The organism is Bacillus sp. 105MF, from assembly GCF_000374885.1.
GTDB classification, from domain to species: Bacteria; Bacillota; Bacilli; order Bacillales; family Bacillaceae_G; genus Bacillus_A; species Bacillus_A pseudomycoides.
Map to the genome: position 1 here is coordinate 1 of NZ_KB895591.1, position 24,393 is coordinate 24,393.

The following is a 24,393-nucleotide window of genomic DNA, read 5'->3' on the forward strand; positions in this document are numbered from 1 at the left end:
AGGTTACCCACGTGTTACTCACCCGTCCGCCGCTAACTTCATAAGAGCAAGCTCTTAATCCATTCGCTCGACTTGCATGTATTAGGCACGCCGCCAGCGTTCATCCTGAGCCAGGATCAAACTCTCCAATAAAGTTAGTTTGTCTAGCATCTAAAATAAAAATTGACGTTTCACGTTGTTTGTTTCGTTCAGTTTTCAAAGAACTCATTTCCGCCGAAGCGACTTTATCAATATAACATTTTGTTATATTTTCGTCAACAACTTTTTTATCTTAAAAGTTGTTTTCGTTCGTTTTCTTTGTTGTCTTTCGTGACAACAGATACAAATATACCAGTTCATTTATTAAAATGCAATAGTTTTTTCAATAAAATTTTTAACCTAATCAAAAAGTATAAAAACAGTATCAATCCCCCTACATAAAGACACCTTTCTTCTATATAGTAAATGAATCATTTTAACTTCATTATATGACAAAAAGAAAAGCTTTGGAGAAATCTCCAAAGCTTAGATTAGTCTTACTTATGACGCATCGCTGGGAATAACAGCACGTCGCGAATAGATGGCGCATTTGTTAATAGCATAACAAGACGATCAATACCAATTCCAAGTCCACCTGTAGGAGGCATACCGTACTCAAGTGCTTCAATATAATCATCGTCCATCATATGCGCTTCATCATTACCTTGCTCACGCTCTTTTAATTGCGCTTCAAAACGTTCTTTTTGATCGATTGGATCATTTAATTCCGTAAATGCATTCGCATGCTCACGAGCAACAATGAATAACTCGAAACGATCTGTAAAGCGTGGATCTTCATCATTCTTTTTCGCAAGCGGAGAAATTTCCACTGGGTGTCCATAGATAAATGTAGGTTGAATTAACTTTTCTTCTACTTTTTGTTCGAAGAATTCATTGATAATATGACCAACTTCCATTGTATCTTTAATTTCCACACCATGTTCTTTCGCCAATGCACGTGCTTCTTCCACGCTCATCGGGCTCCAGAAATCTGCTCCAGAATATTGTTTAATTGCATCTACCATGTGGAGACGTGTCCATTCTGGCTCTAAATTAATTTCTTGCTCACCATACTGGATTGTTGTTGTACCTAGTACTTGTTTTGCGATATGAGCAATCATGTTTTCTGTTAGTTTCATAATATCTTTATAGTCAGCATATGCTTCATATAATTCGATCATTGTAAATTCAGGATTATGACGCGTTGACACACCTTCATTACGGAATACACGGCCGATTTCGTATACCTTCTCTAAGCCACCTACAATAAGGCGTTTTAAGTGTAACTCAATTGCAATACGCATATATAATTCCATATCTAACGCATTATGATGCGTAATGAATGGACGAGCAGAAGCACCACCCGCAATCGCGTGCATCATTGGTGTTTCCACTTCAAGGTAGCCATTATCATCTAAGTATCTTCTCATTTCACGAATGATTTTACTACGAGTAACAAATGTTTCACGACTCTCCATGCTCGTAATTAAATCTAGGTAACGTTGACGGTAACGTTGTTCAACATCTTTCAATCCATGGTATTTATCTGGAAGTGGACGAAGAGCTTTCGTTAATAACGTAAATCCTGTTGCTTTCACTGAAAGCTCACCTACGTTCGTTTTGAAAACTTTCCCTTCAATTCCTACTAAATCACCTAAGTCAGCTGTATTAAATAATTCATATTGCTCATCTCCAACAGCATCTTTACGAACATAGATTTGAACTTGTCCGTGTAAATCTTGGATATGTGCAAAGCCTGCTTTCCCTTTACCGCGCTTCGTCATAATACGGCCAGCAATAGAAACAGAGATTCCTTTCTCTTCTAATTCTTCTTTAGAGAACTCTCCATACAAGTTTAATAATTCTTCTGTTGAATTCGTACGTTCAAAACGTTTACCAAACGGATCGATCCCTTGTTCACGTAAGTTATGTAACTTCTCACGACGAACAAGCAATTGGTCATTTAATTCTTCGTGGTTCATGTTATCCATGGTATTGATATCACTCCAGCTCTATTAAATTTTACAATATATACAGTATATCATTTTCTACTCAACTAGAAAAACTGCCAGTAGCATACTGGCAGTTCTTCTTTCTTTCACGTAATTATAGGTAGTGAGAGAAGGAATGTCAAACGTTCTCTCTTTCCTCCTTTTAACCAACGTGAATTGTTTGTTGTTTTGCTTCTACTTCTTCTACAAATGCACCTAATAAAGAGGCAAGATCTTCACGAGTATCACAAGTATTAATTGCATTACGTACTCTCGCATTACCACGAACACCTTTTAAATACCAAGCTGCATGCTTTCTCATCTCTCTTACTGCAATATCTTCATTCTTTAAGTCAATAAGACGATCTAAGTGCAACATACATACATCCATTTTCTCACGCACTGTTGGTTCCGGCATTAATTCCCCTGTTTCTAAATATTTTACCGTACGATAAATCATCCATGGATCCCCAAGAGCTGCACGTCCAATCATAACGCCATCTACCCCTACTTCATCAAGCATACGTTTCGCATCTTGAGGAGTTTCTATGTCACCATTTCCAATAACAGGAATATTCACAGATTGTTTTACCTGTTTAATAATATCCCAATCCGCTTTCCCTTCATACATTTGAACACGTGTACGTCCATGAACCGCTACCGCTTGACCGCCTGCACGTTCCACAGCTCTAGCATTTTCAATTGCGAAAATGTGGTCTTCATCCCAGCCAATACGCATTTTAACTGTAACTGGTTTTTCAACAGCATCTACAACGGCCACTACCATTTCATATACTTTATCTGGATCTAATAACCACTTTGCACCAGCATCACACTTCGTAATTTTCGGAACTGGGCAACCCATATTGATATCGATAATATCCGCCGTTGTGTTTTTATCTACATATTTCGCAGCACCAACAAGCGTTTCTTTCTCACCGCCAAAAATTTGTAAACTTAGCGGCTTCTCTCTCTCATCGATATATAACATATCTAATGTTTTTTGGTTATTAAATAAAATCGCCTTATCACTTACCATTTCAGCACATACTAAACCTGCACCAAATTCTTTTACTGTTAAACGGAATGCAGAGTTACACACTCCCGCCATCGGTGCTAGTACAACTGGATTCTTCATCTCAATGTTTGCAATCTTTAACACTCTACTGTCTCCTTTCTTTACCCTCACTTTGGCATTAATTCATCTATTGAAATATTTAATGTCTTAGCAACTTCTACTACGAAATCTTGAGAAGGGGTTCTATTCCCTCTCTCTACTTCTCCTAAAACAGATACAGATACCCCTAATTCCTTTGCAAAACCTTCTTGCGTATAACCTTTCAACTTCCGAAAAGCACGAATGCGTCTTCCCCATTTTTCTGCTTCCATACCGTTACTCCCTCTCGCCTTTTCATTTCATCTACTTGCGAACGTGAAATGTTTTGTTTTATATCTTGATTGATCTCTAACAACGGAACGATAACAAAAGCTCTTTCGAACATCCGCGGATGCGGCACAATAAGATTCTCTGCTTCAATATTTTCTTGATTATAGAGCAAAATGTCAATGTCAATGGTTCGCGGACCCCATCTAATTTCCCTTTTTCTTCCTAAATCTATCTCAACCTTTTGCGTTACTTTCAACAATTCTTGCGGCAGTAAATTGGTAGAAATTTTTATAACTAAATTTAAAAAACGATTTTGATCTGTATATCCCACTGGATCTGTTTCATATACAGAAGAGACATCCTCCACTTGAATATGAGGATTTTTATTTAACAGCTCAATCGCTTGCAATAAATAAACATAACGATCACCAATATTTGATCCTAACGCAACGTATACTACATTTTTCATGGTCGGCCTCTCGTAATTTCTACCGCCACAGCACGATAGTGCCCTGGTATTGGTGGATCCGGTTTAACAACCTTTACTGTACATCGCAAAATACTTACGTACTGATTCAATATATTCGCCGCTATATTTTCCGCAATACTTTCTACAAGCTTATATGTTCGATCCTCTACCACTTGTCTACAAAGTTCAAAGAGCTCCCCGTAGTTTACCGAATGCTCTAAGTTATCACTTTCGCCCGCTTGTTTTAAATCCAGTTCCACTGTTAAATCCACTTTAAACCTTTGCCCCAATTTATTCTCTTCTGGAAATACGCCATGATAGCCATAAAACTCCATATCATGAATATAAATTTTATCCAATCATTTTACCCCCTTGCCAATCATTGCATCCATCATCTTTGCCATACGTGCCATTTCCTTCACATCATGAACACGAATCATTTCACAGCCTTTATCAATACCAAGACAAATCGATGCTCCCGTGCCCTCTACACGTTCCTCTACCGGCAAATCTAAAACATGACCGATAAACGATTTTCTCGAAGTTGCAAGAAGGACTGGATACCCTAACACATGTAATTTTTCTAGATTGCGCATGGCTTCTAAATTTTGTTCTGGCGTCTTCGCGAAACCGATACCCGGATCTAAAACGATATTCTCATCAGGTACACCTGCACCTTTTGCAATTTTAACACTCTCATATAGATCCGCAATCATATCCGCAATAAGATTACGGTAATTTGTGTTATCACGATTATGCATTAAAATTATCGGCACATTATAATGTGCCGCAACTTCTGCAATTTTCGGTTCTGCCTTCGCTCCCCAGATATCATTAATAATATGAGCACCCGCTTCAATTGCTTGCTTGGCTACTTCAGCTTTATACGTATCAATAGAAATAGGCACTTTCACTTCTTTCGAAACCGCTTGAATCATCGGGATTACGCGCCCTAATTCTTCTTCCACCGAAACTTTCGCGAAACCAGGACGAGTTGATTCTCCACCGATATCAATAATATCAGCTCCATTACTCACCATTTCTCTCGCATGACTTACAGCTGCGTTCATCTCATCGTAGTTTCCACCATCTGAGAATGAATCTGGTGTAACATTTAAAATCCCCATGATTAATGTCTTTGTATTTAAATCCAATGTATATTCGCCGCAGCGCAAATCATAATTCCACTTCACACTACACATCTCCTCTTCGCAGTTCATTTCGGCTCCAAAGATTTTCTCTATGCATTTCATATACATACATTAGAGACTTTGTAACCTTTCCTTCTTTACCAGAGAAATTAAATTCTCCAATCTGATTAAGCGGGACAATTTCTTGAATAGAATTCGTTACAAACACCTCATCAGCGGAAAGTAACTCCTTTTGTGTAAAGAAACCTTCTTCCACATGTACATCTAATATTTCAGCAATCCTTATAATAAACGCACGAGTGATTCCATTTAAAATCCCAGTTTCAAGTGAAGGTGTATATAAGATACCCTCCTTTACAAAAAAGAGATTCGAAACAATCCCCTCCGCTACGTGGCCTGCTTCAGTAAAAAAAATCCCTTCTTTGTTCACAACATTTCCAATTTCACGTTTTCCTAAAATGTTATTTAAATAATGATGGGACTTTAAACGAAATGCTCCTTCCGGCGTATTTCGTATTTGCTTCAAAATAACGCCTTCCTTTTCCATCACTACACCAGGGACCGCCAAAGGCTTTATAAACACAATAACAGAGGGCTCTTCATAAACCTCTGTTTGTAAACCTATTTCATCTATACCAGCCGATACATTAAAGCGCACATACGCATGGTCTATCCTATTCCTTACAAGTAACTCCTGTAAAATGCACAGCACATCATCTTTCGTCATCGTCCATTTGATTTGCAACGTAGAAAGAGCATCCATTAAACGTTCATAGTGGTCATCTAATAAAAACGGATGACCATTATAAATACGAAACGTCTCAAAAACACCTAACCCATATAAATACCCATGATCATATGGAGAGATTTTCGCTTCATCCGCTTCCACATACGTGCCATTCACATAAATTAACATGATGATATACTTGGACTATAATTCCGAATAAAGTTCTGCAGCAATTCTTTCCCATGTGAAGTCATAATGGATTCTGGATGAAACTGCACTCCTTCAATTGGCAATGTTTTATGACGAAGCGCCATAATCTCTCCCTCTTCTGTCCAAGATGTCACTTCTAAACATTCTGGCAATGTTTCTTTTTTTACAATAAGAGAATGATAACGCGTTGCTGTAAATGGATTTGGAATGTCTGCAAAAATCATTTTTCCATCATGATACATAAGAGAAGTTTTTCCATGCATTAAACGATCCGCACGAACAACATTGCCTCCGAAAACCTGTGCAATCGATTGATGACCTAGACACACACCAAAAATAGGAATCTTTCCTGCAAAATATTTAATGACATCCATACTTATACCAGCTTCATTCGGACTACAAGGACCTGGTGAAATCATAAGAAAGTCAGGTTTCATTTGTTCAATATCTGAAATTGTAATTTCATCATTGCGCTTGACGATAAGCTCTTGTCCAAGTTCTCCAAGAAATTGCACTAAATTAAATGTAAAAGAATCATAATTATCAATCATCAATATCATTTCTCTCACCTAACCGTTTCTTCGCTACTTTCTTTCGCACGCCACAGGGCGATTGCCTTTTTTAACGACTCTTTATATTCATTTTTCGGATTTGAGTCAATTACAATTCCCGCTCCAGCCTGCACATACGCTTGACCATCTTTTGCAAGAAGCGTCCGAATCACAATATTTAATTCCATATCTCCTGAGTAACCAATCCATCCAATTGAACCTGTATAAATCCCACGGCGAACAGGTTCTAATTCTTCTATAATTTCCATCGTACGTATTTTGGGTGCACCCGTAATCGTTCCACCTGGAAATACAGCTCGCACTAAATCGAAAGCATCCTTATCTCGTCCGACCTCACCACGAATGTTTGAAACGATATGCATAACATGCGAATATTTTTCGATAACCATAAATTCATCTACTTCTACAGTTCCATACTTACAAACTCGCCCTAAGTCATTACGCTCTAAATCCACAAGCATGACGTGCTCTGCACGTTCTTTTTCATTTCCAATTAATTCTTCCGCCAAACTCTCATCTTCTTGTTCATTTTTTCCACGAGAACGTGTACCAGCAATCGGACGGGTACTCACTTCATTCCCTTGCTTTTTAATTAACAATTCAGGTGAACCGCTAACAATTTGAAAATCTCCAAACTCTAAATATCCCATATATGGTGATGGATTAATTTCACGAAGACTCGTATAAATCTCCAGTGGGTGTGTTTGTAATGTTTTCTCTTGTCTTGTAGACAAATTCACTTGAAACACATCTCCAGCCCCAATATATTCTTGAATACGCTGAACAGCTTTCATAAATCCTTCTTCTGTAAAAGCTACCGCTTCATTTCTATTTTCAGGAAATTCTAATGGCACTTTAACTTCAGGAACTTCCTTCATCCAAAGGCTCTTCCATTCATTTAAACGACTTTCCGCTTCCTCACGTTCATCTATATAATGCGTAATAATCCACAACACTTTTTCTTGTTGATCATACACAAACACGTCATCAAATAATAAAAAGAATATGTCAGGTATATCCACATCATCCTCCGCAAGGGAAGGAAGTTTTTCAATATAACGGATACAGTCATAACTAAAATATCCGATTGCACCACCTTGAAATGGCGGATAGTCTGGATTATGATTCGTTCTCCATCGTTCCATATACCTTTGCATTAAATCTAACGGATTGCCTTTCTCTATTGTTTCCTTACCGCTTTCACTTATATGTAACGTTTCATCTTTCCCCTGAATCACCGCTACCGGATCGAGCCCCGCAATACTATAACGACCCCCACGTCCACTTTCTAACAAAATATGTTGACTCTTATTCTGAGAAAGAAACTTATATTGCTTAAAAAAATCTAAATGATATGGAACAGAAAGCGCTAAAGATTTTCTTCGCTGCATACCAACACCCCGTCTTCTTTTATCCCACTCCCTTAGACTAATCACCCCAAATTACAGATGGTTAATATGAAATAATCGTCCCTGAGAGCTAGTGAAAATATTTTAACTTTACTACTACTTATTTTACATGAAGTTTTCTAGTCATTCACTATTTTCAAACGAAAAAAGAAAAAGCATTCCTTTTCAGGAATGCTTTTTCTGGCCATACTAATTATGATTCAAATTGATAAAGCGGTGTACTTAAATAACGTTCACCATTACTTGGAATAATTACAAGAACCTTTTTCCCTTTACCAAGTTTTTTCGCAACTTCTGTCGCGGCATAAATGACAGCACCTGAAGAAATACCAACTAAAATACCTTCTTCACGAGCCACTCTTCTCGCATATTCAAATGCCTGTTCTGTCTTCACTTGAATAATTTCATCATATACTTCTACATCCAATGTTTCAGGAACGAATCCAGCCCCAATACCTTGAATCTTATGCGGACCTGGTTTCCCACCAGATAACACTGGAGAATCTGCAGGTTCTACTGCGTAAATTCTAATATCTTTATATATTTCTTTTAACACTTCACCAGCACCTGTAATTGTTCCACCAGTACCGATACCAGCGATAAATGCATCTAATTCATTACCCATTTGTTCAACAATTTCTGGCCCTGTCGTCAAACGGTGAATTTCTGGATTCGCCGGGTTTTGGAATTGTTGTGGTATAAAGTAACCATGCTCTTTCGCTAATTCAGTTGCCTTACGAATTGCGCCGCCCATTCCTTCTGGACCCGGAGTTAATACTAATTCAGCTCCATAAGCACGTAATAAGTTACGACGTTCAATACTCATTGTCTCCGGCATTACTAAAATTGCCTTATAGCCCTTTGCAGCCGCTACCATCGCTAAACCAATTCCTGTGTTACCACTCGTTGGTTCAATAATTGTATCGCCTTCTTGTAATAATCCCTTTTTTTCAGCAGCTTCGATCATAGATAATGCAATACGATCTTTTACGCTACTTCCAGGGTTCATGAATTCTAATTTTAAGTAAATGTCTGCACTGTCTTGCTCTACGATGCGGTTCAACTTAACGATCGGCGTTTTCCCGATTAATTCTGAAACTGATTGTGCCACTCGCATTCCTGTCACTCCTAACACCGAGTATTTTTATTGGTTTTATATACATTTCAATTTTGACAGAATTTTTCTTACTTGTCAATTTATTTAGATGATTTACAATTGCTAGAAAACCTTTCTGTTTACAAGCTTTCAATCAAGTTTGTAATATCTTCTTTAGAGAAATTATATCGCTCATTACAGAAATGACAATGCACTTCCGTTTCATCTTCTTCCTCACGAACTTGTTCTAATTCTTTTTTACCGAGACTAATTAATACACTCTCAATACGCTCACGAGAACATGTACAATTAAATTGAACGTCCATTGTTTCTAATACCTTCACTTTTTCTTTTCCTAGTACTTCGTATAATAATTCCTCTGGCGAAAGTCCTTGTTCAATTAATTTTGAAACAGGTGGGATTTTTTGCAGACGCTCTTCAATAAAGGAGATTGTCTCTTCCTGTGCTCCTGGCATAATTTGCAGGATAAATCCACCTGCAGCAAGTATGCTATCATCCCCATTTACAAGAACACCAATACCAACAGAAGAAGGTGTTTGCTCAGAAACAGCAAAATAATACGTGAAATCTTCCCCTAATTCTCCCGAAACAATTGGAGATTGCCCGATAAACGGTTCACGCATACCGATATCTTTAATTACTGTTAGAAACCCTTCTGTACCTACTGCTTGATATACACGCAATTTCCCTTGCTCTGTTGCTTCAAAATCAACGTGGGGATTCGTTACATATCCACGTACATCTCCATTCGCATGAGCATCCACTAAGATTGGGCCAAGTGGGCCATTTCCTTCCACCTTAATCGTCAGCTTCTGATCACCTTTTAACATAGCCCCCATCATTGCACCAGCTGTTAACGAACGCCCAAGTGCCGCTGAAGCGGTTCTCCATGTATCATGACGTCTTTGCGCCTCACTTACCATATTTGTTGTACGTACACTATACGCACGAACTTCTCCATCAAACGCTAACGCTTTTACTAAATAATCTTTCATACTTATTTATTCACCCTTCTCATGTTGTAAATTTGCATTACGTTCATATAGCATATGCAAGCCTTTTAATGTTAAAAACGGATCTACAACATCAATTACATTAGATTCTTCTGCAATTAATTTTGCTAATCCTCCAGTTGCAATAACTTTCGGTTCTTGTTTAGCTTCTTCTTTCATACGCTTCACAATACCTTCCACTTGTCCAACATACCCATAAAGAATGCCAGCTTGCATTGCACTTACTGTATTTTTCCCAACAATACTACTTGGTTTTGTAATTTCAATACGAGGAAGTTTAGCCGCTCTACTGTATAAAGCTTCTGCCGAAATCATAATACCTGGTGTAATTACCCCGCCCATATAATGCTTATTTTCGTTAATATAACAATATGTAGTAGCTGTTCCAAAATCGACAATAATAAGCGGGCTTCCGTATAATTGGATACCAGCTACAGCATTTACAATACGATCCGCTCCAACCTCACGCGGATTCTCATATTTAATATTTAAACCTGTTTTTATTCCTGGTCCCACTACAAGTGGTTTAATTTTGAAATATTTCTCACACATACGCTCTAAGGCAAACATAATTGGTGGTACAACCGAAGAAACAATAATTCCTTTCACATCTTGAAAAGAAAGGCCTTCATGTTCAAGTAACTGTTTCACTAACATACCATATTCATCTTCTGTTTTATGACGATCAGTCTCCATGCGCCAATGCTGACGAAGTTTCCCATCTTCAAATACACCAAGCACCGCATTTGTATTCCCTACATCCAATACAAAAATCATATTCTCACCACTTATCTTATTTAATCTATATTTGTGCAGTATGTACAAAACTGATAATGCCATCATATCATACATACCTATATAATCAGTTTTTCCATCTTCACCATTTTACAAAAAGATCGTTCACTATTTCAATTTTTAAAGCAAAGAAGCTTCAAATTTATATACAAGTACACAATTTTCTCAGCATAAAAAAAGGAGTGACTATTGTCACTCCTTCATTTCTTATTTATCTTCTGCGTTCTCGTCATCTTTTTTCATTGTGATATTCACTTTCACATCTTCAGAGGACTTTTTACGCTCAGGTAAAACTCCATAATCATATAAATGATTAATTTGCTCTGCATCTAACGTCTCCACTTCAAGTAACGTTTTTGCGATAATATCAAGCTTATCACGTTTTTCAGTAAGAATTTGTTTTGCACGAGCATAACATTCTTTCATAATCGTTTGCATTTCTACATCGATGTCATGTGCAATTGCATCACTGTAGTTTTGTTCTGAATGGAAATCTCTTCCTAAGAACACCTGACCACCTTGTGAGCTTCCAAACTGCATCGGTCCAAGCTTATCACTCATACCAAATTCCGTTACCATACGTCTTGCAATGCCAGTCGCACGTTGGAAGTCGTTATGAGCTCCTGTACTCACTTCACCAAATACAATTTCCTCAGCCACTCGGCCACCAAGTAAACCAGTGATTTTATCAAGTAATTCTGGTTTTGTCATGAAGTAACGATCTTCTTTTGGAAGCATTACCGCATACCCACCAGCTTGACCGCGAGGAACAATTGTTACTTTATGAACGATATCCGCCTCATCAAGCACGACACCAATTACAGTATGGCCCGCTTCATGGAATGCGACAATATTACGTTCTTTTTCAGAAATAACACGACTTTTCTTCGCAGGACCTGCAATAACACGATCCGTCGCTTCATCGATATCAGACATGTCAATTTTCTTTTTATCTTGACGCGCAGCTACTAATGCAGCTTCGTTTAATAAGTTCTCAAGATCTGCACCAGAGAATCCTGGTGTGCGAGTCGCAATTGCTCTTAAGTTAATATCATCATCAAGTGGTTTGTTACGAGCATGTACTTTTAGTACCGCTTCACGTCCATTTACATCTGGACGATCCACTGTGATTTGACGGTCAAAACGCCCTGGACGTAATAACGCTGGGTCAAGAATATCAGGACGGTTTGTTGCAGCGATGATAATAATACCTTCGTTTGCACCGAATCCATCCATTTCAACAAGAAGTTGGTTTAGCGTTTGTTCACGTTCATCGTGACCACCACCAAGACCTGCCCCACGTTGACGACCTACTGCATCAATCTCATCGATAAAGATGATACAAGGAGCATTTTTCTTCGCATTTTCAAACAAATCACGTACACGGGAAGCACCGACACCAACGAACATCTCTACGAAATCAGAACCACTAATAGAGAAGAAAGGAACGCCAGCTTCACCTGCAACAGCACGTGCAAGCAATGTTTTACCTGTACCTGGAGGTCCAACTAGCAGAACACCCTTAGGAATACGGGCACCAACTTCAGCAAACTTGCGAGGATCTTTTAAGAATTCTACTACCTCAACAAGTTCTTGTTTCTCTTCGTCTGCTCCAGCTACATCTCTGAAGCGCACTTTTTTCTTTTCATCATTGTATAACTTCGCCTTACTTTTCCCGAAATTCATAACACGGCTACCGCCGCCCTGAGCTTGGTTTAGTAAGAAGAAGAATAAGATGAAGATAATCACAAACGGAATGATAGAAGTAAAGAATGTCACCCAAGCACTCGTTTCCTCTGCTGGTTGATACTTCACTTCAGCACCTTGCGCTTTGTCATTAATTTTCTTTTGTAATTCTTCAGTATTTGGTGCATAAGTAACAAATTGTTCTTCCTGACTAGCATTGCTAAATTGTCCTTTTACCTCAAACACACCATTTTTTGGTTGAAGCTGCACATTACGCACTTCACCTTTTTCAAGTTTAGTAATGAATTTATCGTAGCTAACTGATGTTGTTTTTTGTGTTGAACCATTAAAATAGCTCACGATTCCAATCACTACTAAGAATATCAGTAAATAAAAGATGGTATTACGGAAGATACGATTCATTCCTAACCTCCTCTCACGGCATAAACACTATAGTAAATCGTAACATAGAAAAACTTTCCTATCCAATTTTAACGCCTGTATTTAATTAATTTGAGTAAACGCTTGGTTTCAATACTCCAACATAAGGAAGATTACGATATTGCTCCTTATAATCTAAGCCATATCCTACAACAAATTCATGAGGAACAGTAAATCCAACATAATCCGCTTTCAGATCGACTTTGCGACCAGTTGGCTTATCTAGTAGCGTAACAATCTTTACAGATTTCGCCTTACGATATTTGAATAGGTCCACTAAGTAACTTAATGTAAGGCCGCTATCAATAATATCTTCAACGATTAAAATATCGCGACCTTCTACAGAAGTATCAAGGTCTTTTAAAATTTTCACTTCACCTGTTGAAACTGTAGAATGACCGTAGCTAGAAACAGCCATAAAATCCATTTCAAGATATGTATCTGTTCTTTTCAATAAATCTGCCATAAATGGCATTGCACCCTTTAATACACCGATTGCAAGAGGTACTGTATTTTTGTAATCCTCTGCAATAATTGCACCTAGCTCATGCACCTTTTCTTGTATTTGTTCTTCGGAAATTAATACTTTTTCGATATCTTGATTCATCATTTCATTATCCTCCTGGAAGACTCCTTGCTTTTGTAGTGAATAATCATATATTTATCCTTATCTGCTGTTCCATGTGAAATAGCAACTGCAGATTGTTTCAACAACGGAACCCAAATAATGTTCCCGCTTGCATCACAAACAATCGGCCACTCTTCTCTCTTTTCTTTTGGTACTTTTTCCTCAATAAAAATAGCTTTTATCTTTTTCGTACCACTCATACCTTTTATTGACATGCGATCTCCATTTTCTCTAGAGCGGATAAGAAGAGGATATGATATATCATTATACTTAGCAACAAATACTGTTTCATTCATGTTACTTGGTAATTCCTCATTTACTTCTGCTACAAGTTCATCACCGTTTGCTAAAGTAACAGCACCCGGTACTGATAAAACTTGTGAAAAAGGGAAAACAATTTCTTGCTTAAATCGGAAACTACATTCTTCATATGTACGAACAATTTTTAGGCCACCAGGAAAATCAAGTGAGCCTGAAGGGTGTGTCCGCTTAAAAAATGCAATAACTTTGTCAATATGTATAGAAGAAAGCGAAGACGGAATCTTGTATTCATAAAGATAGTTTAATATTAGTTGAATCCCTCTCCTTTGTAAAGGCATAGACATGGATTCAAAGGCAGGAATTGATAAGACGATGTGTTTATCACTTTTTTTTGTAATTACTTTATTCATCTTTTCAAAAGCTAATTCCTGCAAATACGCCTCATCCTCTTGCATAAGCATACTAAAATTTTGAAATCGCTCATGCACATGCGGATTTTCCTCTTTTAAATAAGGTAGAACATACTTACGTAATCGATTCCTCGTATATACTTCCTTTTCGTTACTCGGATCCATACGTGGTGTAACCCCTAACCTTTTACAATAAGCATTAATCTCTTCCTTTGTTACCGCTAACAAAGGCCTAATTACATATCCACTATGGAAAGGGCGTTTCACAGCAATTCCAGCATAACCCTTCGGAGTGCTCCCGCGGACGAGACGCATTAAAATCGTCTCCATCTGATCATCTCCATGATGCCCAAGAGCTACATATCGCGCATCATATTTCTTCATTATTCTTTCCAAAAATGCATATCGGCATTCCCTAGCAGCCACCTGTGCATTCATTCCATATTGCTGTTGATATTGCGATACATTAATTCTTATCGTTTCGCAAATAACCCCAATCTTCCGGCAAAGATTTTCTACAAATTGTAAGTCTTCATAGGATTCATCTCCTCTAAACATGTGATCCACATGCGCGACTACAATCTTCAATTTCTTCTCTTCCCTTTTCTCTAATAAATAATATAAAAGAGCTAAAGAATCAGGGCCTCCAGAAACTCCTACAACAATTGTCGAATGTTCCTCTAATACATCATGCTGCTTTGCAAACTCATCTACTTTTTCAACAAATGTATCTTTCAACTCCGCAATCACCTTTCGTTAAAACCAAACAATAACATACTTTTTACCTTACCTATAATGGTACAACTTTTACAAACTTTGTGCAAAAAAAAGATGTACAAAATTCACATTTTTATCTTACATCCCTTCCCTATCTTCATAGAAATAATACAGCTACTTTCTCCTATAAAAAAAGGCCTAGGTATCAACCTAGACCTCATAACCAAACTGAAGAGATTTCCGCTCCCCTATTGCGCTTGTTTACCCATAATTGGAATCGTAGCCCACTTTGGCATATTCTTCTTTACCTTCGCAACGACAATCGTCATATCATCATTGATATATCCATCACTAGATCGAATGACCTCTTCCATAATAATATCAGCAATTTCTTGTGGATCATCGGTTTGTAGTTCTTTAATTTTACGTTTCATCCACAATTCATGGTTTTCCACATGCTGCGCCCCTTCAAAAATCCCATCACTCATCATAATTAGAATGTCCTCTGTTTTTAATTGTTCACCAACAACATCCACCTCAACATCCTCAATGATTCCCATTGGCAAGTTGCTTGCTTCTATTTGTAAAACGTTATTTCCACGTTTTACAAAACTTGGGGTTGAACCAATTTTTAAAAACTTAGCACTTGCATCACGTAAATCTACCATAGCTAAATCAAGCGTTGTAAACATTTCTTCTGTCGTCCTCAATGAAAGAATTGAATTAATAGACTTAATAGCAATTTCTTCATCAATACCGGATTGCAATATTTTTTGTAACAATTTTACCGTTTCCTTACTTTCCATATGTGCCCTTTGTCCATTGCCCATTCCGTCACTAATGGCAAGAGCATATTTCCCAACACTTAAATCCATCATCGCATACGAATCTCCTGATACAAATCCGCCTCCTTTTGCCGCTGTAGCAAGCCCTGTATCAAGAGAAAATGTTTTCGCTGATCCAAAAGATATCATGCTATGACCATTTGGATAAGCAGAAGGTTCTTCATGTTTAACGATAATATTTTCTTTTAAAACATCCGAAAGCATCGGCGCAACTAATTTGTCACATTCCCCATGTTGATTAGATGCTGCTGGAATCATCATTTCAATATCAATATTCCCTCTATCTAAACAATAGATATCAACATGTTCCACCTCGACACCAAAGTCACGAAACGCTTGTAAAATTTGTTCTTCCTGTACCTGATGATTTTCCCGTTCACGCTGAATTTCTTTCGCAAAATCTTCCATTACTTTTGAAACACCTAATAATTGTTCTGCAACAATTCTACGATTCTCCTTCATTTGTTTTCGTAACTTTTGCCCCTCATAGAAATGACTTAATTCTCCTGCCATTAAATCTGTTACCTTTTTTCCTCTTACGCAGTGCTTTTCCCATTCACGAACCAACTTACGGTTATGCTGAAGCGTTCCTTCTTCTGTTTCATTCATAATTTGTTTCATATAGTCATATGTTTTATCAAAATTCACTACCCAGCATTGATCCTTTTTAAAACACGATTGACACGTCTTTGCTGTAATTGTACTTAAAAATAAATCAGCTTCTGTTTCCTCATCCTCTTCCTCCACATATCCATATACCGAAAAGCTATTAGATAATGCAGAGAATACATTTGCAAATTGATTAATTTTATTCGCTGTCACATCACGCATTCTTCGTAAATATTGTTGTTGATCCTGAGAATGTTCTTGTGTTCCTGGCATAAATTTAGCAAGCCGATCGATAATTGCCTGTGGTGTTAGTAAAAAGAATCCTATCGCCACTCCAGATTCTATTAAAGTTGTTATAATATTTACTTGTTTGTCGACGTATAATGTGATTAGACTTGTACCAATTAGCAACCCTAAACTAACGCCCAAACGCTTCCCTTCTTTTAATAATCCACCAAGTAACCCCGAAAAAGCCAATAGACTAAGTTGAGATAAGCTACCTACATTCGCTAAACTCAATATCAATCCTGTAACAACCCCTACTGTTGAACCAGTAGCTGCCCCTGCAACAAAAGCAAATAATAACACTAAATATCTCGTGAAAATATGTTGAACTGAAGCGTCGTAAATAAACCAATCTGTTGTACCCGTTAACACAGATGCAAGTAGTATAATTAAACAAACAATTTCTTCCGTTTCTAACGCTTGTTGCTTTCCCTTTCTTTCTGTCAATAACGGTACACTTTGTAGAAAAATCATTGTTAAAACAAAACTAAGCCCTGCTTCAATAGTACTTACAAGTAAATCATACATAGTGACGGTTTGCTGCGCGAAGTAAACAACAGCGAGATGTGCGGTTAATGCGGAGATAAATACTTGAAATGGTACAAGTCCAACAATTTTACGTGTAAATCGACTAAAGAAGATATTGTAAATGAAGAAAGTAAAAATAGATGCAAAGGCAAAAAGTAAATTATCTAGTGAAACGGAAAGCGCACCACCCATAAGAGCAAGAAATGCGAGTGCCATCTTATCACGCTTCATTACATAAACAGCAGCAAAAAACGGTAGTGCAAACGGTAAAATGTTCGTTAATATATATGCTCTTCCTAAAAGAAAACCGATTACAGCAATAACGAATCCCCATCTAAAGAAAACTTGCTCCAACTTCACTTTCAACTTGCTTGTCCATGTTATTGATCTGAGTTGTCCATCATTCATAGCCAGTGTACTTGTGTTCACAGTATTCCTTCCTGCTTTTGGCATATTTTTAACACCACCTGCATAGTTTAATTACTGTCATTATAAAAGATGATTATTGGGATTTTTGTCAAAACAACAGTTCACACTTACATAATCGTTCGACTTTTTATTCGAAATAAACCTATATATATACAAGTTGTTAAAAATAAGCACCTTAAAAGAACAGAAAATTCAAAAAATATAGGGTGTTTTTGTAGAAGCTTTGCACTTATTTATAATTTCTTAATAAAAAAAAGATCATGCTATCTGCATGATCTTTTCTAGATGACCCGTACGGGATTCGAACCCGTGTTACCGCCGTGAAAGGGCGGTGTCTTAACCACTTGACCAACGGGCCGTTAAAATAAATATAGCGGCGGAGGGGATCGAACCCCCGACCTCACGGGTATGAACCGTACGCTCTAGCCAGCTGAGCTACACCGCCATGTCGTCTTATTTAACGGACAATTAGTATCTTATATCAGATTCACTTTAAAGTCAACATGTTTCAAAAAGTTTTTTATTCTTTTTTTAATATACTCATTTACATAAAAAAGCACCCCGAGTGACTTACTCCGGGCACCTCTCTATATGTTAAGAATAAAACGTTCGTTTTATCCGCGACGAGCGCCACGGCCACCACGTTTAGATTCTGTATTACGCTTTAAAGAAGTTAGACGATCTTCACTGTCTTTTAAAAAGCGTGCCATCTTTTGCTCAAACGTTTCCTTTTGATTGCCACCATTATCACGGCCACCACGGTTATCTCTGTTAAAAGAACGATTGCGTTGTGGACGCCCAGAACGTTGTTGATCACCACCACGTTGATCACCACCACGTTGATATTCACTGCGTGGACGATCTCCTTCTGGTTTTACACGTTCTTTCGCTTTTTTAATAGATAGACCGATTTTTCCATCTTTTTCAACATTAATAACTTTTACTTCTACTTGGTCGCCTACTTTTAAGTGATCATTAATATCCTTCACATAATTATCAGCAACTTCACTAATATGAACAAGACCCGTTAAGCCTTCTGGCAGCTCCACAAAAGCCCCAAAATTTGTAATACCTGTTACTTTACCTTGTAACTTGCTGCCTACCTCGATTGACATAAAAAAAATGCTCCTCCTTAGTGGTTAAAAAGTCAAATTTTACTTTATTATATATAATCCTAAAATATAGTGTCAATAAGACACGACCTACTTAGAAACAGGAAAAATTATCTCCCCTTTTCCAGAGAAGAAATAATCCCTCCTAGCAATCTTTAAAACATACTCTTCATCATTCAACTTTTGAACATCATCTTGTAATTTTTTTTCTTTCTTTGTTAATGAACCCAATTCTTTTTTCATCTCTTCAACCTTTACTTCTTTTGCTTTAATGGAACTATTTTGTTGATAAAACGTTACACTAATGCTCGCAATAATTGTAAAAGCAAAGACAAGAAAAACTGCTAAACGGCGATATAATCGCCTCCTGTTTTCATTTGTTTGTATTATATGTTCTCTTACAGAATTTGGATTCTGCTCTTCAATCAATCTTTGCCTCAGTTCCCTCATTTCCGAGGTCCCCCTAACTTCTTTTTTATACGCTCCCAAATTTGAAAGATATATTTCTTCAATTTCCTTGTATGTTGCAGTAATTCCACATATCTCTTTATAAAAAGTTTAACACGGTTAGGGAGAAGTTTCCATATGAGCAAAGTAAGAAATCGAACAGGCCAGAAAAAAACTTTCCATACAAAAAGTAATATCCATACGGTACACTTCCACAACACATGCCCAATTGAAAATAGTATACGAAATAAAAATAAAATAAAAGCAATAATAAGCTGCGCTATAATAATAACAGGTTTTATCATAAGTAGCTGTACAATTTGGATAAAAAATTGTATCGTTTGTACAAAAATATAAATGAGAAAATTCAATACTCGCATATACACTGCTTTCAATAAGCTTTGATATGCAGCAAAACCACAAAACAAAGCTACAAAAACATATATACGTAATTCAGCTTCATTTACAAGCAGCAATACGTAAAAGACAAACAGTGCTTGGACAATCCAAAACAGTATATCATATATAAATACAATCCAACGCTTACGCCGCGGTCGCTGTAAAAAGCGTTGGTATGTATCTAACGCCGCTCCAATCCAAGCACCCATTCCAATCATAGAAAGCATTGTATACAGTTGAATCGTTAAACTCATTTAAACAACTTACTAAAGAATCCTTTAGCTTTCTCCCCTTGATTTTCATCAATGTACAACATCTCATGAATTTTCCCTTTAATGGATACAATACCTTTTTCTACATCTAAATTTTTCATCTGTAAGTTTTGACCGCGAATTGTTAAAAAACCCATTACAGTTTCTAATAAAAACTCTTCACTATCAAAACTCTCTACTTGCTTTACGCCAGTAATATCTATTACACGTCTACCACGCATAATAATATCATGCTCTACAGAAACATTCTGTTGATTAGAAGACGCAACTGAGTAGCCCTTATTCACGTCAATCCCCCCATAGCTTTATACTATCTAGTAAATAATGTATGAGGAGAGAAAATAATTTAGAACAAGCCTTCTTCTGCTTTCACTTTCTCTTCACGAACTACCGTATACATATTAGCTGCATCTTCTTTTTTCGTTGTTTCTTTTAATTCATTTACTTTTACAGTTACTACCTTTTGTCCAAAACGAATTGTTAGTTCATCTTCTACTTTCACAACAGAGCTCGCCTTTGCAGCTTGCCCATTAATCGCAATTCTTCCTTGATCAGCTACTTCCTTTGCTAATGTTCTCCTTTTAATTAGACGCGATACTTTCAAAAATTTATCTAAGCGCATCTCATTTCCCCCCTATCGATTCTCTATCTGCTTCGCTTCTTCCCATAAAGCATCCATTTGCTCTAACGTTAACTCCTGCATTTCCTTATTCATTTCAGCTACTTTGGCTTCCATGTATATAAATCGGCGCATGAATTTCTCATTTGTGGTACGAAGTGCCTCTTCTGGATCCAATTTATAGTAGCGAGCAATATTAACAAAGGCGAATAGTAAATCCCCAAATTCACCTAACATTTTTTCTTTATCCATCTTTGCAACTTCCTGCTCAAACTCTTTCAATTCTTCAAAAGCTTTATCCATCATTGGCTGTACATCATCCCAATCAAAACCAACTTTTCCTGCTTTTTTCTGAATTTCATACGCACGCATTAATTGTGGTAAACTTTTTGGAATTCCCGTTAAAGCAGACTCCCTTACATGCCCTTTTTCTTGTTTTTTAATTTCTTCCCAGTTTAAAACAACTTCTTCCGCGCTCTCTACATCTATATCTCCGAACACATGTGGATGACGACGTACCATTTTTTCAGATAGCGTTCGGATGATATCATCAACTGAGAACCAGCCCTCATCTTCTCCAATTTGAGCATGAAGCATAACTTGTAACAACACATCACCAAGTTCTTCAATCAAGTGGTCATCATCTTCTTCATCAATTGCCTCTAACACTTCATATGCCTCTTCAATTAAATATTTCTTTAAAGACTGATGTGTTTGCTTTTTATCCCATGGACAGCCATTTGGTCCACGAAGCTCAGCAATAATTTCTCGGAGCACATCAAATTGTTGATATAAAGAAGCTCGCTCAGTAACAGGCGGTACATATACGCTTGTTAAATTGTTCAACTCTGTTTCATGATCCAACATATAGAGCGGCACTTTTTTCACTTGCTCAAAAGATGTTCCTGCAGCTGTTACAATATATACTTCATACTCATCAGGCAACATTTCCATTAATGTCAACTTAACCTCAGATGCAACAAACGCATCATATACTTGGCAAAAAATTAAGTGTTGGCGTAATTCTAATTGACTTCTTTCAAATGAAGTTGCATCAATAAGTTGGAATCCTTCAATTGGATCTATTTTTAAACTAGCAAACATCGGATCCAAAAAGCTTTGTCCACCTTCAATTCGCACCTCAATCTGCTTCGTTTCCCCTTTTTGCAAGAGTAATTGAACAGTTCGTTCCGCAACAAGCGGATGACCTGGTACAGCATATATAATATCCGCACCTTGCGCTTGTTCTATTAACGTATTCGCAATTGTTTCATACACGATTTCAAATGTATCGTGCGACTCATATACATCATCAAAAGCCGTGTACTTTACACCTTCCTTTTCTAACTCTTCAATAACAGGATGCTCTTTCGTACGCACATACATATGATCTGCTTCTTTTATTTTTCGGTATACACCCATTGTCAGCTGATCTAATTCACCAGCACCTAATCCTAAAATCGTGATTACTCTACTCACAACCATTCACCTCTATCCACTCTTCTTCAATGAAGCTTGTACCTTCTCTTGCTTCATAACAGTCCCTAATTCTTTTTTTGTAAAAACACTTAACTTCGTAATTAAAAACAGATATACCAATCCGCCAATCGCTACGCCTAGCAACGCTTCAATTACAGCTAATCCTCTATACCCTTCATCACTTGCTAGTCCCAATCCTTCATAAATACGCATAAATAACATTAATATAACGACCATTCCTAATCCGCTGATCGTTACTCCAAATATGCCTTGTTTATGAATGAGTGGTTCTTCTACAATTCGAATAAGGAAAGCACTATTTAACAAAGCGATAACCATGAGCGAAATTAACGTTGCGACTGCCGCCCCAGTTACACCAAATTGCGGCATTAACATATAATTAAGCAATAATTTTAGACACCCTCCAAATATAACAAACAATGCCGGCTTTACAGTTTGACCAAGCCCTTGCAGAATAGAAGCCGTTGTAATGGATAAGGAACTAAATAAAATAGAAACAGCTAAAATAGCTAATACACCTGAGCCCTCACTATTTTCAAACAACATAATATTTATCGGCTTAATAATACACGCTAATCCTAATGCTGCCGCAACTCCAATCACAAAAGTTATCTTCATCGCTAACTGCACCTTTTGTTGAATAAACAGACGATCTCCTCGTTCTTTTGCTGAAGTAATAATTGGAATAAGCGAAAGTGAAAATGAAGTCGTCACAACTGTACCAAGCTGCATAAGCGGGATACTTCTGTCATAAACACCCTTTAATACTTTTGCAATTTCCGCCGGTTCTCCTGCCTGAATAAGCAATGTGTAAAACGAAACTGAATCTGCCATTTGTATAAAAATTAACACTAAATTACTAACACAAATAGCCATTCCTTGCCAAAAAAGGATTCGAATGATTTTCTTTTTATTGTGTATCCTCTTCCATCCTTGTAAGAAAATAGAGCGAAAGTTATGCCGCATATAAAATAAAAGTACGAGTATACCAATAAACCCGCCTGCAATCGACCCCAACATCGCTCCTGCTCCAACTGTATATAAATCAAATTCATGTGCGATGAGGAACAACGATAAGAACACAATAATTGACACACGAACCGTTTGTTCAATCACTTGCGATATAGCTGTCGGTATCATATTGTTAAACCCTTGAAAGTGCCCTCGTGCAACAGATAAAAAGGGCATTAACAAGAATGAAAATGAAATAACTCTTATCAGTTTATCTAAATTTGCATCGCCCATGACTGATGCAATCGTGTGAGCTCCTAAAAACAACGTAAAGAAACCTATACAACCGATTCCTAATAAAAACCAAAAAGAAACACAAATAATTCCCTCTGCCTCTTCCTGTTTTCCTTGTTCTAAACACTCTGCTACCATCTTAGAAATAATGATAGGAAAACCATAAGTAGCTAAAATTAAACAAAATCCATAAAACGGATAAATTTGTTGATAAATATAAAAACCAACATCCCCCGCTATATTTTGATATGGAATACGGTAAAAAGCGCTTAATACTTTCGTAACAAAACTTGCAATCGTTAATATAATAGCCCCGCGCCAAAAAGCTTGATACTTCTTCGCTTCCATACGAGAAAACTCCTTTTCCTATTCTCATCCCTCGTATTATATCACAAAGAAAAAACAGGATTCCTTTTAGATTTATACAATAAAAAAGGTAGCAAGACGCTACCTTTAAATGAAATACAATCCTACTTTCCGAAAAAAACCTTTTATAAAGAAATATTATGATTAAGAAGAATTACTGTTCCATTTGTTTTGCTAAAAAACTTGCAGCAGTATTTACTGCCTTATGCTCTACCTCACTTATAATTGCTTCTTTTGAAAAGATGATAACAGCTCCAATCGGATCTCCATTTGCAACGATTGGGCCAACTGTATAAGAGCTAACCTTTTCAGTTACACCATCGATAATCGAAATTTCACTTTCATCTGTCATAACAACAGATTTTCGATCTTCCATCGTTTTTTCGATTAAATCGCCAACACTTTTATTTAAGTATTCTTTTTTAGATACCCCCGCTACGGCGATAATGGAATCGCGATCACATACGAGTACGTTATGTCCTAAACTATCGTATAAAGCTTCTGCATATTCTTTTGCAAAATCACCTAATTCACTAATTGGAGAATATTTTTTCAAAATCACTTCTCCATCGCGATCCACAAAAATTTCTAGCGGATCTCCTTCTCGGATACGAAGGGTTCTACGAATTTCTTTCGGAATTACTACCCTACCTAAATCATCAATTCGACGTACAATTCCAGTTGCTTTCATTCTAATGCTGCCTCACTTTCTACTGATGATGAAAGTGGTGAATT

At 37.2% G+C, this 24,393-nt stretch carries 24 protein-coding genes, 2 tRNA genes and 1 rRNA gene; all 27 read right to left on the reverse strand.

The annotated features are described in order from the left end of the window. Positions 1 to 132: ribosomal RNA gene (locus tag C564_RS0125350) — 16S ribosomal RNA — on the reverse strand; the annotation flags it as partial. 383 nt (positions 133 to 515) lie between these two features. Then, positions 516 to 2,009 (reverse strand): lysine--tRNA ligase, encoded by a 1,494-nt coding sequence (gene lysS / locus C564_RS0125355; protein ID WP_003194294.1) that lies wholly within the window; start codon positions 2,007 to 2,009, stop codon positions 516 to 518. Between the two features lie 163 nt (positions 2,010 to 2,172). Then, the gene (gene dusB / locus C564_RS0125360; RefSeq protein ID WP_018767313.1) at positions 2,173 to 3,171 is read right to left on the reverse strand and encodes a tRNA dihydrouridine synthase DusB; all 999 of its coding nucleotides are present in this window, start codon (positions 3,169 to 3,171) and stop codon (positions 2,173 to 2,175) included. A gap of 23 nt (positions 3,172 to 3,194) precedes the next feature. Beyond that, complete coding sequence (locus C564_RS0125365) at positions 3,195 to 3,398, reverse strand: helix-turn-helix domain-containing protein (protein WP_000387032.1); 204 nt, start codon at positions 3,396 to 3,398, stop codon at positions 3,195 to 3,197. After that, positions 3,350 to 3,865 carry a 2-amino-4-hydroxy-6-hydroxymethyldihydropteridine diphosphokinase gene (folK, locus tag C564_RS0125370; protein ID WP_018767315.1) on the reverse strand — a complete coding sequence of 172 codons (516 nt, stop codon included), beginning with the start codon at positions 3,863 to 3,865 and terminating at the stop codon, positions 3,350 to 3,352. The genes C564_RS0125365 and folK overlap by 49 nt, the downstream gene beginning before the upstream one ends. Beyond that, the gene (gene folB, locus C564_RS0125375) at positions 3,862 to 4,224 is read right to left on the reverse strand and encodes a dihydroneopterin aldolase (RefSeq protein ID WP_003194288.1); all 363 of its coding nucleotides are present in this window, start codon (positions 4,222 to 4,224) and stop codon (positions 3,862 to 3,864) included. The genes folK and folB overlap by 4 nt, the downstream gene beginning before the upstream one ends. After that, positions 4,225 to 5,085, reverse strand: coding sequence for a dihydropteroate synthase (gene folP, locus C564_RS0125380; RefSeq protein WP_026008711.1), 861 nt, complete (start codon positions 5,083 to 5,085; stop codon positions 4,225 to 4,227). Next, a complete protein-coding gene (gene pabC / locus C564_RS0125385) occupies positions 5,060 to 5,932 on the reverse strand; it encodes an aminodeoxychorismate lyase (protein WP_018767316.1) in 873 nt (290 codons plus the stop codon). Before pabC ends, folP begins: the two co-directional genes overlap by 26 nt. Next, complete coding sequence (gene pabA / locus C564_RS0125390) at positions 5,926 to 6,513, reverse strand: aminodeoxychorismate/anthranilate synthase component II (protein ID WP_018767317.1); 588 nt, start codon at positions 6,511 to 6,513, stop codon at positions 5,926 to 5,928. The genes pabC and pabA overlap by 7 nt, the downstream gene beginning before the upstream one ends. A gap of 5 nt (positions 6,514 to 6,518) precedes the next feature. Then, a complete protein-coding gene (gene trpE / locus C564_RS0125395) occupies positions 6,519 to 7,916 on the reverse strand; it encodes an anthranilate synthase component I (protein ID WP_018767318.1) in 1,398 nt (465 codons plus the stop codon). A gap of 211 nt (positions 7,917 to 8,127) precedes the next feature. Further along, positions 8,128 to 9,051 (reverse strand): cysteine synthase A, encoded by a 924-nt coding sequence (gene cysK, locus C564_RS0125400; RefSeq protein ID WP_018767319.1) that lies wholly within the window; start codon positions 9,049 to 9,051, stop codon positions 8,128 to 8,130. Positions 9,052 to 9,170: 119 nt separating this feature from the next. After that, the gene (gene hslO / locus C564_RS0125405; protein WP_003194276.1) at positions 9,171 to 10,046 is read right to left on the reverse strand and encodes a redox-regulated molecular chaperone HslO; all 876 of its coding nucleotides are present in this window, start codon (positions 10,044 to 10,046) and stop codon (positions 9,171 to 9,173) included. A 6-nt stretch (positions 10,047 to 10,052) separates the two neighbouring features. Then, positions 10,053 to 10,841 (reverse strand): type III pantothenate kinase, encoded by a 789-nt coding sequence (locus tag C564_RS0125410; protein ID WP_003194273.1) that lies wholly within the window; start codon positions 10,839 to 10,841, stop codon positions 10,053 to 10,055. Between the two features lie 225 nt (positions 10,842 to 11,066). Then, a complete protein-coding gene (gene ftsH, locus C564_RS0125415; RefSeq protein ID WP_018767320.1) occupies positions 11,067 to 12,968 on the reverse strand; it encodes an ATP-dependent zinc metalloprotease FtsH in 1,902 nt (633 codons plus the stop codon). An 85-nt stretch (positions 12,969 to 13,053) separates the two neighbouring features. Next, positions 13,054 to 13,596 carry a hypoxanthine phosphoribosyltransferase gene (gene hpt / locus C564_RS0125420; protein WP_000981837.1) on the reverse strand — a complete coding sequence of 181 codons (543 nt, stop codon included), beginning with the start codon at positions 13,594 to 13,596 and terminating at the stop codon, positions 13,054 to 13,056. Beyond that, entirely contained in the window at positions 13,593 to 15,023 is a 1,431-nt protein-coding gene (gene tilS / locus C564_RS0125425) for a tRNA lysidine(34) synthetase TilS (protein ID WP_018767321.1), read from the reverse strand. Before tilS ends, hpt begins: the two co-directional genes overlap by 4 nt. A 227-nt stretch (positions 15,024 to 15,250) precedes the next feature. Then, positions 15,251 to 17,722, reverse strand: a complete 2,472-nt coding sequence (gene spoIIE, locus C564_RS0125430; protein WP_006093081.1) for a stage II sporulation protein E — start codon at positions 17,720 to 17,722, stop codon at positions 15,251 to 15,253. A 262-nt stretch (positions 17,723 to 17,984) separates the two neighbouring features. Next, a tRNA-Glu gene (locus C564_RS0125435) sits at positions 17,985 to 18,056 on the reverse strand. Positions 18,057 to 18,069: 13 nt separating this feature from the next. Next, positions 18,070 to 18,143 (reverse strand) — tRNA-Met (locus tag C564_RS0125440). 169 nt (positions 18,144 to 18,312) lie between these two features. Next, the gene (locus C564_RS0125445; RefSeq protein ID WP_003194257.1) at positions 18,313 to 18,813 is read right to left on the reverse strand and encodes a S1 domain-containing RNA-binding protein; all 501 of its coding nucleotides are present in this window, start codon (positions 18,811 to 18,813) and stop codon (positions 18,313 to 18,315) included. A gap of 87 nt (positions 18,814 to 18,900) precedes the next feature. Next, positions 18,901 to 19,260: a cell division protein DivIC gene (divIC, locus tag C564_RS0125450; RefSeq protein WP_018767322.1), complete on the reverse strand. Its 360-nt coding sequence runs from the start codon at positions 19,258 to 19,260 to the stop codon at positions 18,901 to 18,903. Continuing rightward, positions 19,257 to 19,910 (reverse strand): spore cortex biosynthesis protein YabQ, encoded by a 654-nt coding sequence (gene yabQ / locus C564_RS0125455; RefSeq protein ID WP_018767323.1) that lies wholly within the window; start codon positions 19,908 to 19,910, stop codon positions 19,257 to 19,259. The genes divIC and yabQ overlap by 4 nt, the downstream gene beginning before the upstream one ends. Continuing rightward, positions 19,907 to 20,215: a sporulation protein YabP gene (gene yabP, locus C564_RS0125460; RefSeq protein ID WP_003194251.1), complete on the reverse strand. Its 309-nt coding sequence runs from the start codon at positions 20,213 to 20,215 to the stop codon at positions 19,907 to 19,909. The genes yabQ and yabP overlap by 4 nt, the downstream gene beginning before the upstream one ends. A 59-nt stretch (positions 20,216 to 20,274) precedes the next feature. Further along, the gene (locus C564_RS0125465; protein ID WP_003194249.1) at positions 20,275 to 20,550 is read right to left on the reverse strand and encodes an RNA-binding S4 domain-containing protein; all 276 of its coding nucleotides are present in this window, start codon (positions 20,548 to 20,550) and stop codon (positions 20,275 to 20,277) included. Positions 20,551 to 20,562: 12 nt separating this feature from the next. Beyond that, complete coding sequence (mazG, locus tag C564_RS0125470) at positions 20,563 to 22,026, reverse strand: nucleoside triphosphate pyrophosphohydrolase (protein ID WP_018767324.1); 1,464 nt, start codon at positions 22,024 to 22,026, stop codon at positions 20,563 to 20,565. A 12-nt stretch (positions 22,027 to 22,038) separates the two neighbouring features. Next, positions 22,039 to 23,640 (reverse strand): putative polysaccharide biosynthesis protein, encoded by a 1,602-nt coding sequence (locus C564_RS0125475; protein ID WP_018767325.1) that lies wholly within the window; start codon positions 23,638 to 23,640, stop codon positions 22,039 to 22,041. Positions 23,641 to 23,812: 172 nt separating this feature from the next. Continuing rightward, positions 23,813 to 24,349 (reverse strand): stage V sporulation protein T, encoded by a 537-nt coding sequence (spoVT, locus tag C564_RS0125480; protein ID WP_006093076.1) that lies wholly within the window; start codon positions 24,347 to 24,349, stop codon positions 23,813 to 23,815. Positions 24,350 to 24,393 lie beyond the last annotated feature (44 nt).

What these genes read in the sequence shown, in the direction of transcription:
- lysS (WP_003194294.1), bottom strand. Translation starts at nt 2,009, where the DNA reads ATGGATAACATGAACCACGAAGAATTAAATGACCAATTGCTTGTTCGT.
- C564_RS0125365 (WP_000387032.1), bottom strand. Translation starts at nt 3,398, where the DNA reads ATGGAAGCAGAAAAATGGGGAAGACGCATTCGTGCTTTTCGGAAGTTG.
- folK (WP_018767315.1), bottom strand. Translation starts at nt 3,865, where the DNA reads ATGAAAAATGTAGTATACGTTGCGTTAGGATCAAATATTGGTGATCGT.
- folP (WP_026008711.1), bottom strand. Translation starts at nt 5,085, where the DNA reads ATGAACTGCGAAGAGGAGATGTGTAGTGTGAAGTGGAATTATGATTTG.
- pabC (WP_018767316.1), bottom strand. Translation starts at nt 5,932, where the DNA reads ATGTTAATTTATGTGAATGGCACGTATGTGGAAGCGGATGAAGCGAAA.
- pabA (WP_018767317.1), bottom strand. Translation starts at nt 6,513, where the DNA reads ATGATATTGATGATTGATAATTATGATTCTTTTACATTTAATTTAGTG.
- trpE (WP_018767318.1), bottom strand. Translation starts at nt 7,916, where the DNA reads ATGCAGCGAAGAAAATCTTTAGCGCTTTCTGTTCCATATCATTTAGAT.
- cysK (WP_018767319.1), bottom strand. Translation starts at nt 9,051, where the DNA reads ATGCGAGTGGCACAATCAGTTTCAGAATTAATCGGGAAAACGCCGATC.
- hslO (WP_003194276.1), bottom strand. Translation starts at nt 10,046, where the DNA reads ATGAAAGATTATTTAGTAAAAGCGTTAGCGTTTGATGGAGAAGTTCGT.
- C564_RS0125410 (WP_003194273.1), bottom strand. Translation starts at nt 10,841, where the DNA reads ATGATTTTTGTATTGGATGTAGGGAATACAAATGCGGTGCTTGGTGTA.
- ftsH (WP_018767320.1), bottom strand. Translation starts at nt 12,968, where the DNA reads ATGAATCGTATCTTCCGTAATACCATCTTTTATTTACTGATATTCTTA.
- hpt (WP_000981837.1), bottom strand. Translation starts at nt 13,596, where the DNA reads ATGATGAATCAAGATATCGAAAAAGTATTAATTTCCGAAGAACAAATA.
- spoIIE (WP_006093081.1), bottom strand. Translation starts at nt 17,722, where the DNA reads ATGCCAAAAGCAGGAAGGAATACTGTGAACACAAGTACACTGGCTATG.
- C564_RS0125445 (WP_003194257.1), bottom strand. Translation starts at nt 18,813, where the DNA reads ATGTCAATCGAGGTAGGCAGCAAGTTACAAGGTAAAGTAACAGGTATT.
- divIC (WP_018767322.1), bottom strand. Translation starts at nt 19,260, where the DNA reads ATGAGGGAACTGAGGCAAAGATTGATTGAAGAGCAGAATCCAAATTCT.
- yabQ (WP_018767323.1), bottom strand. Translation starts at nt 19,910, where the DNA reads ATGAGTTTAACGATTCAACTGTATACAATGCTTTCTATGATTGGAATG.
- C564_RS0125465 (WP_003194249.1), bottom strand. Translation starts at nt 20,550, where the DNA reads ATGCGCTTAGATAAATTTTTGAAAGTATCGCGTCTAATTAAAAGGAGA.
- C564_RS0125475 (WP_018767325.1), bottom strand. Translation starts at nt 23,640, where the DNA reads ATGGAAGCGAAGAAGTATCAAGCTTTTTGGCGCGGGGCTATTATATTA.
- spoVT (WP_006093076.1), bottom strand. Translation starts at nt 24,349, where the DNA reads ATGAAAGCAACTGGAATTGTACGTCGAATTGATGATTTAGGTAGGGTA.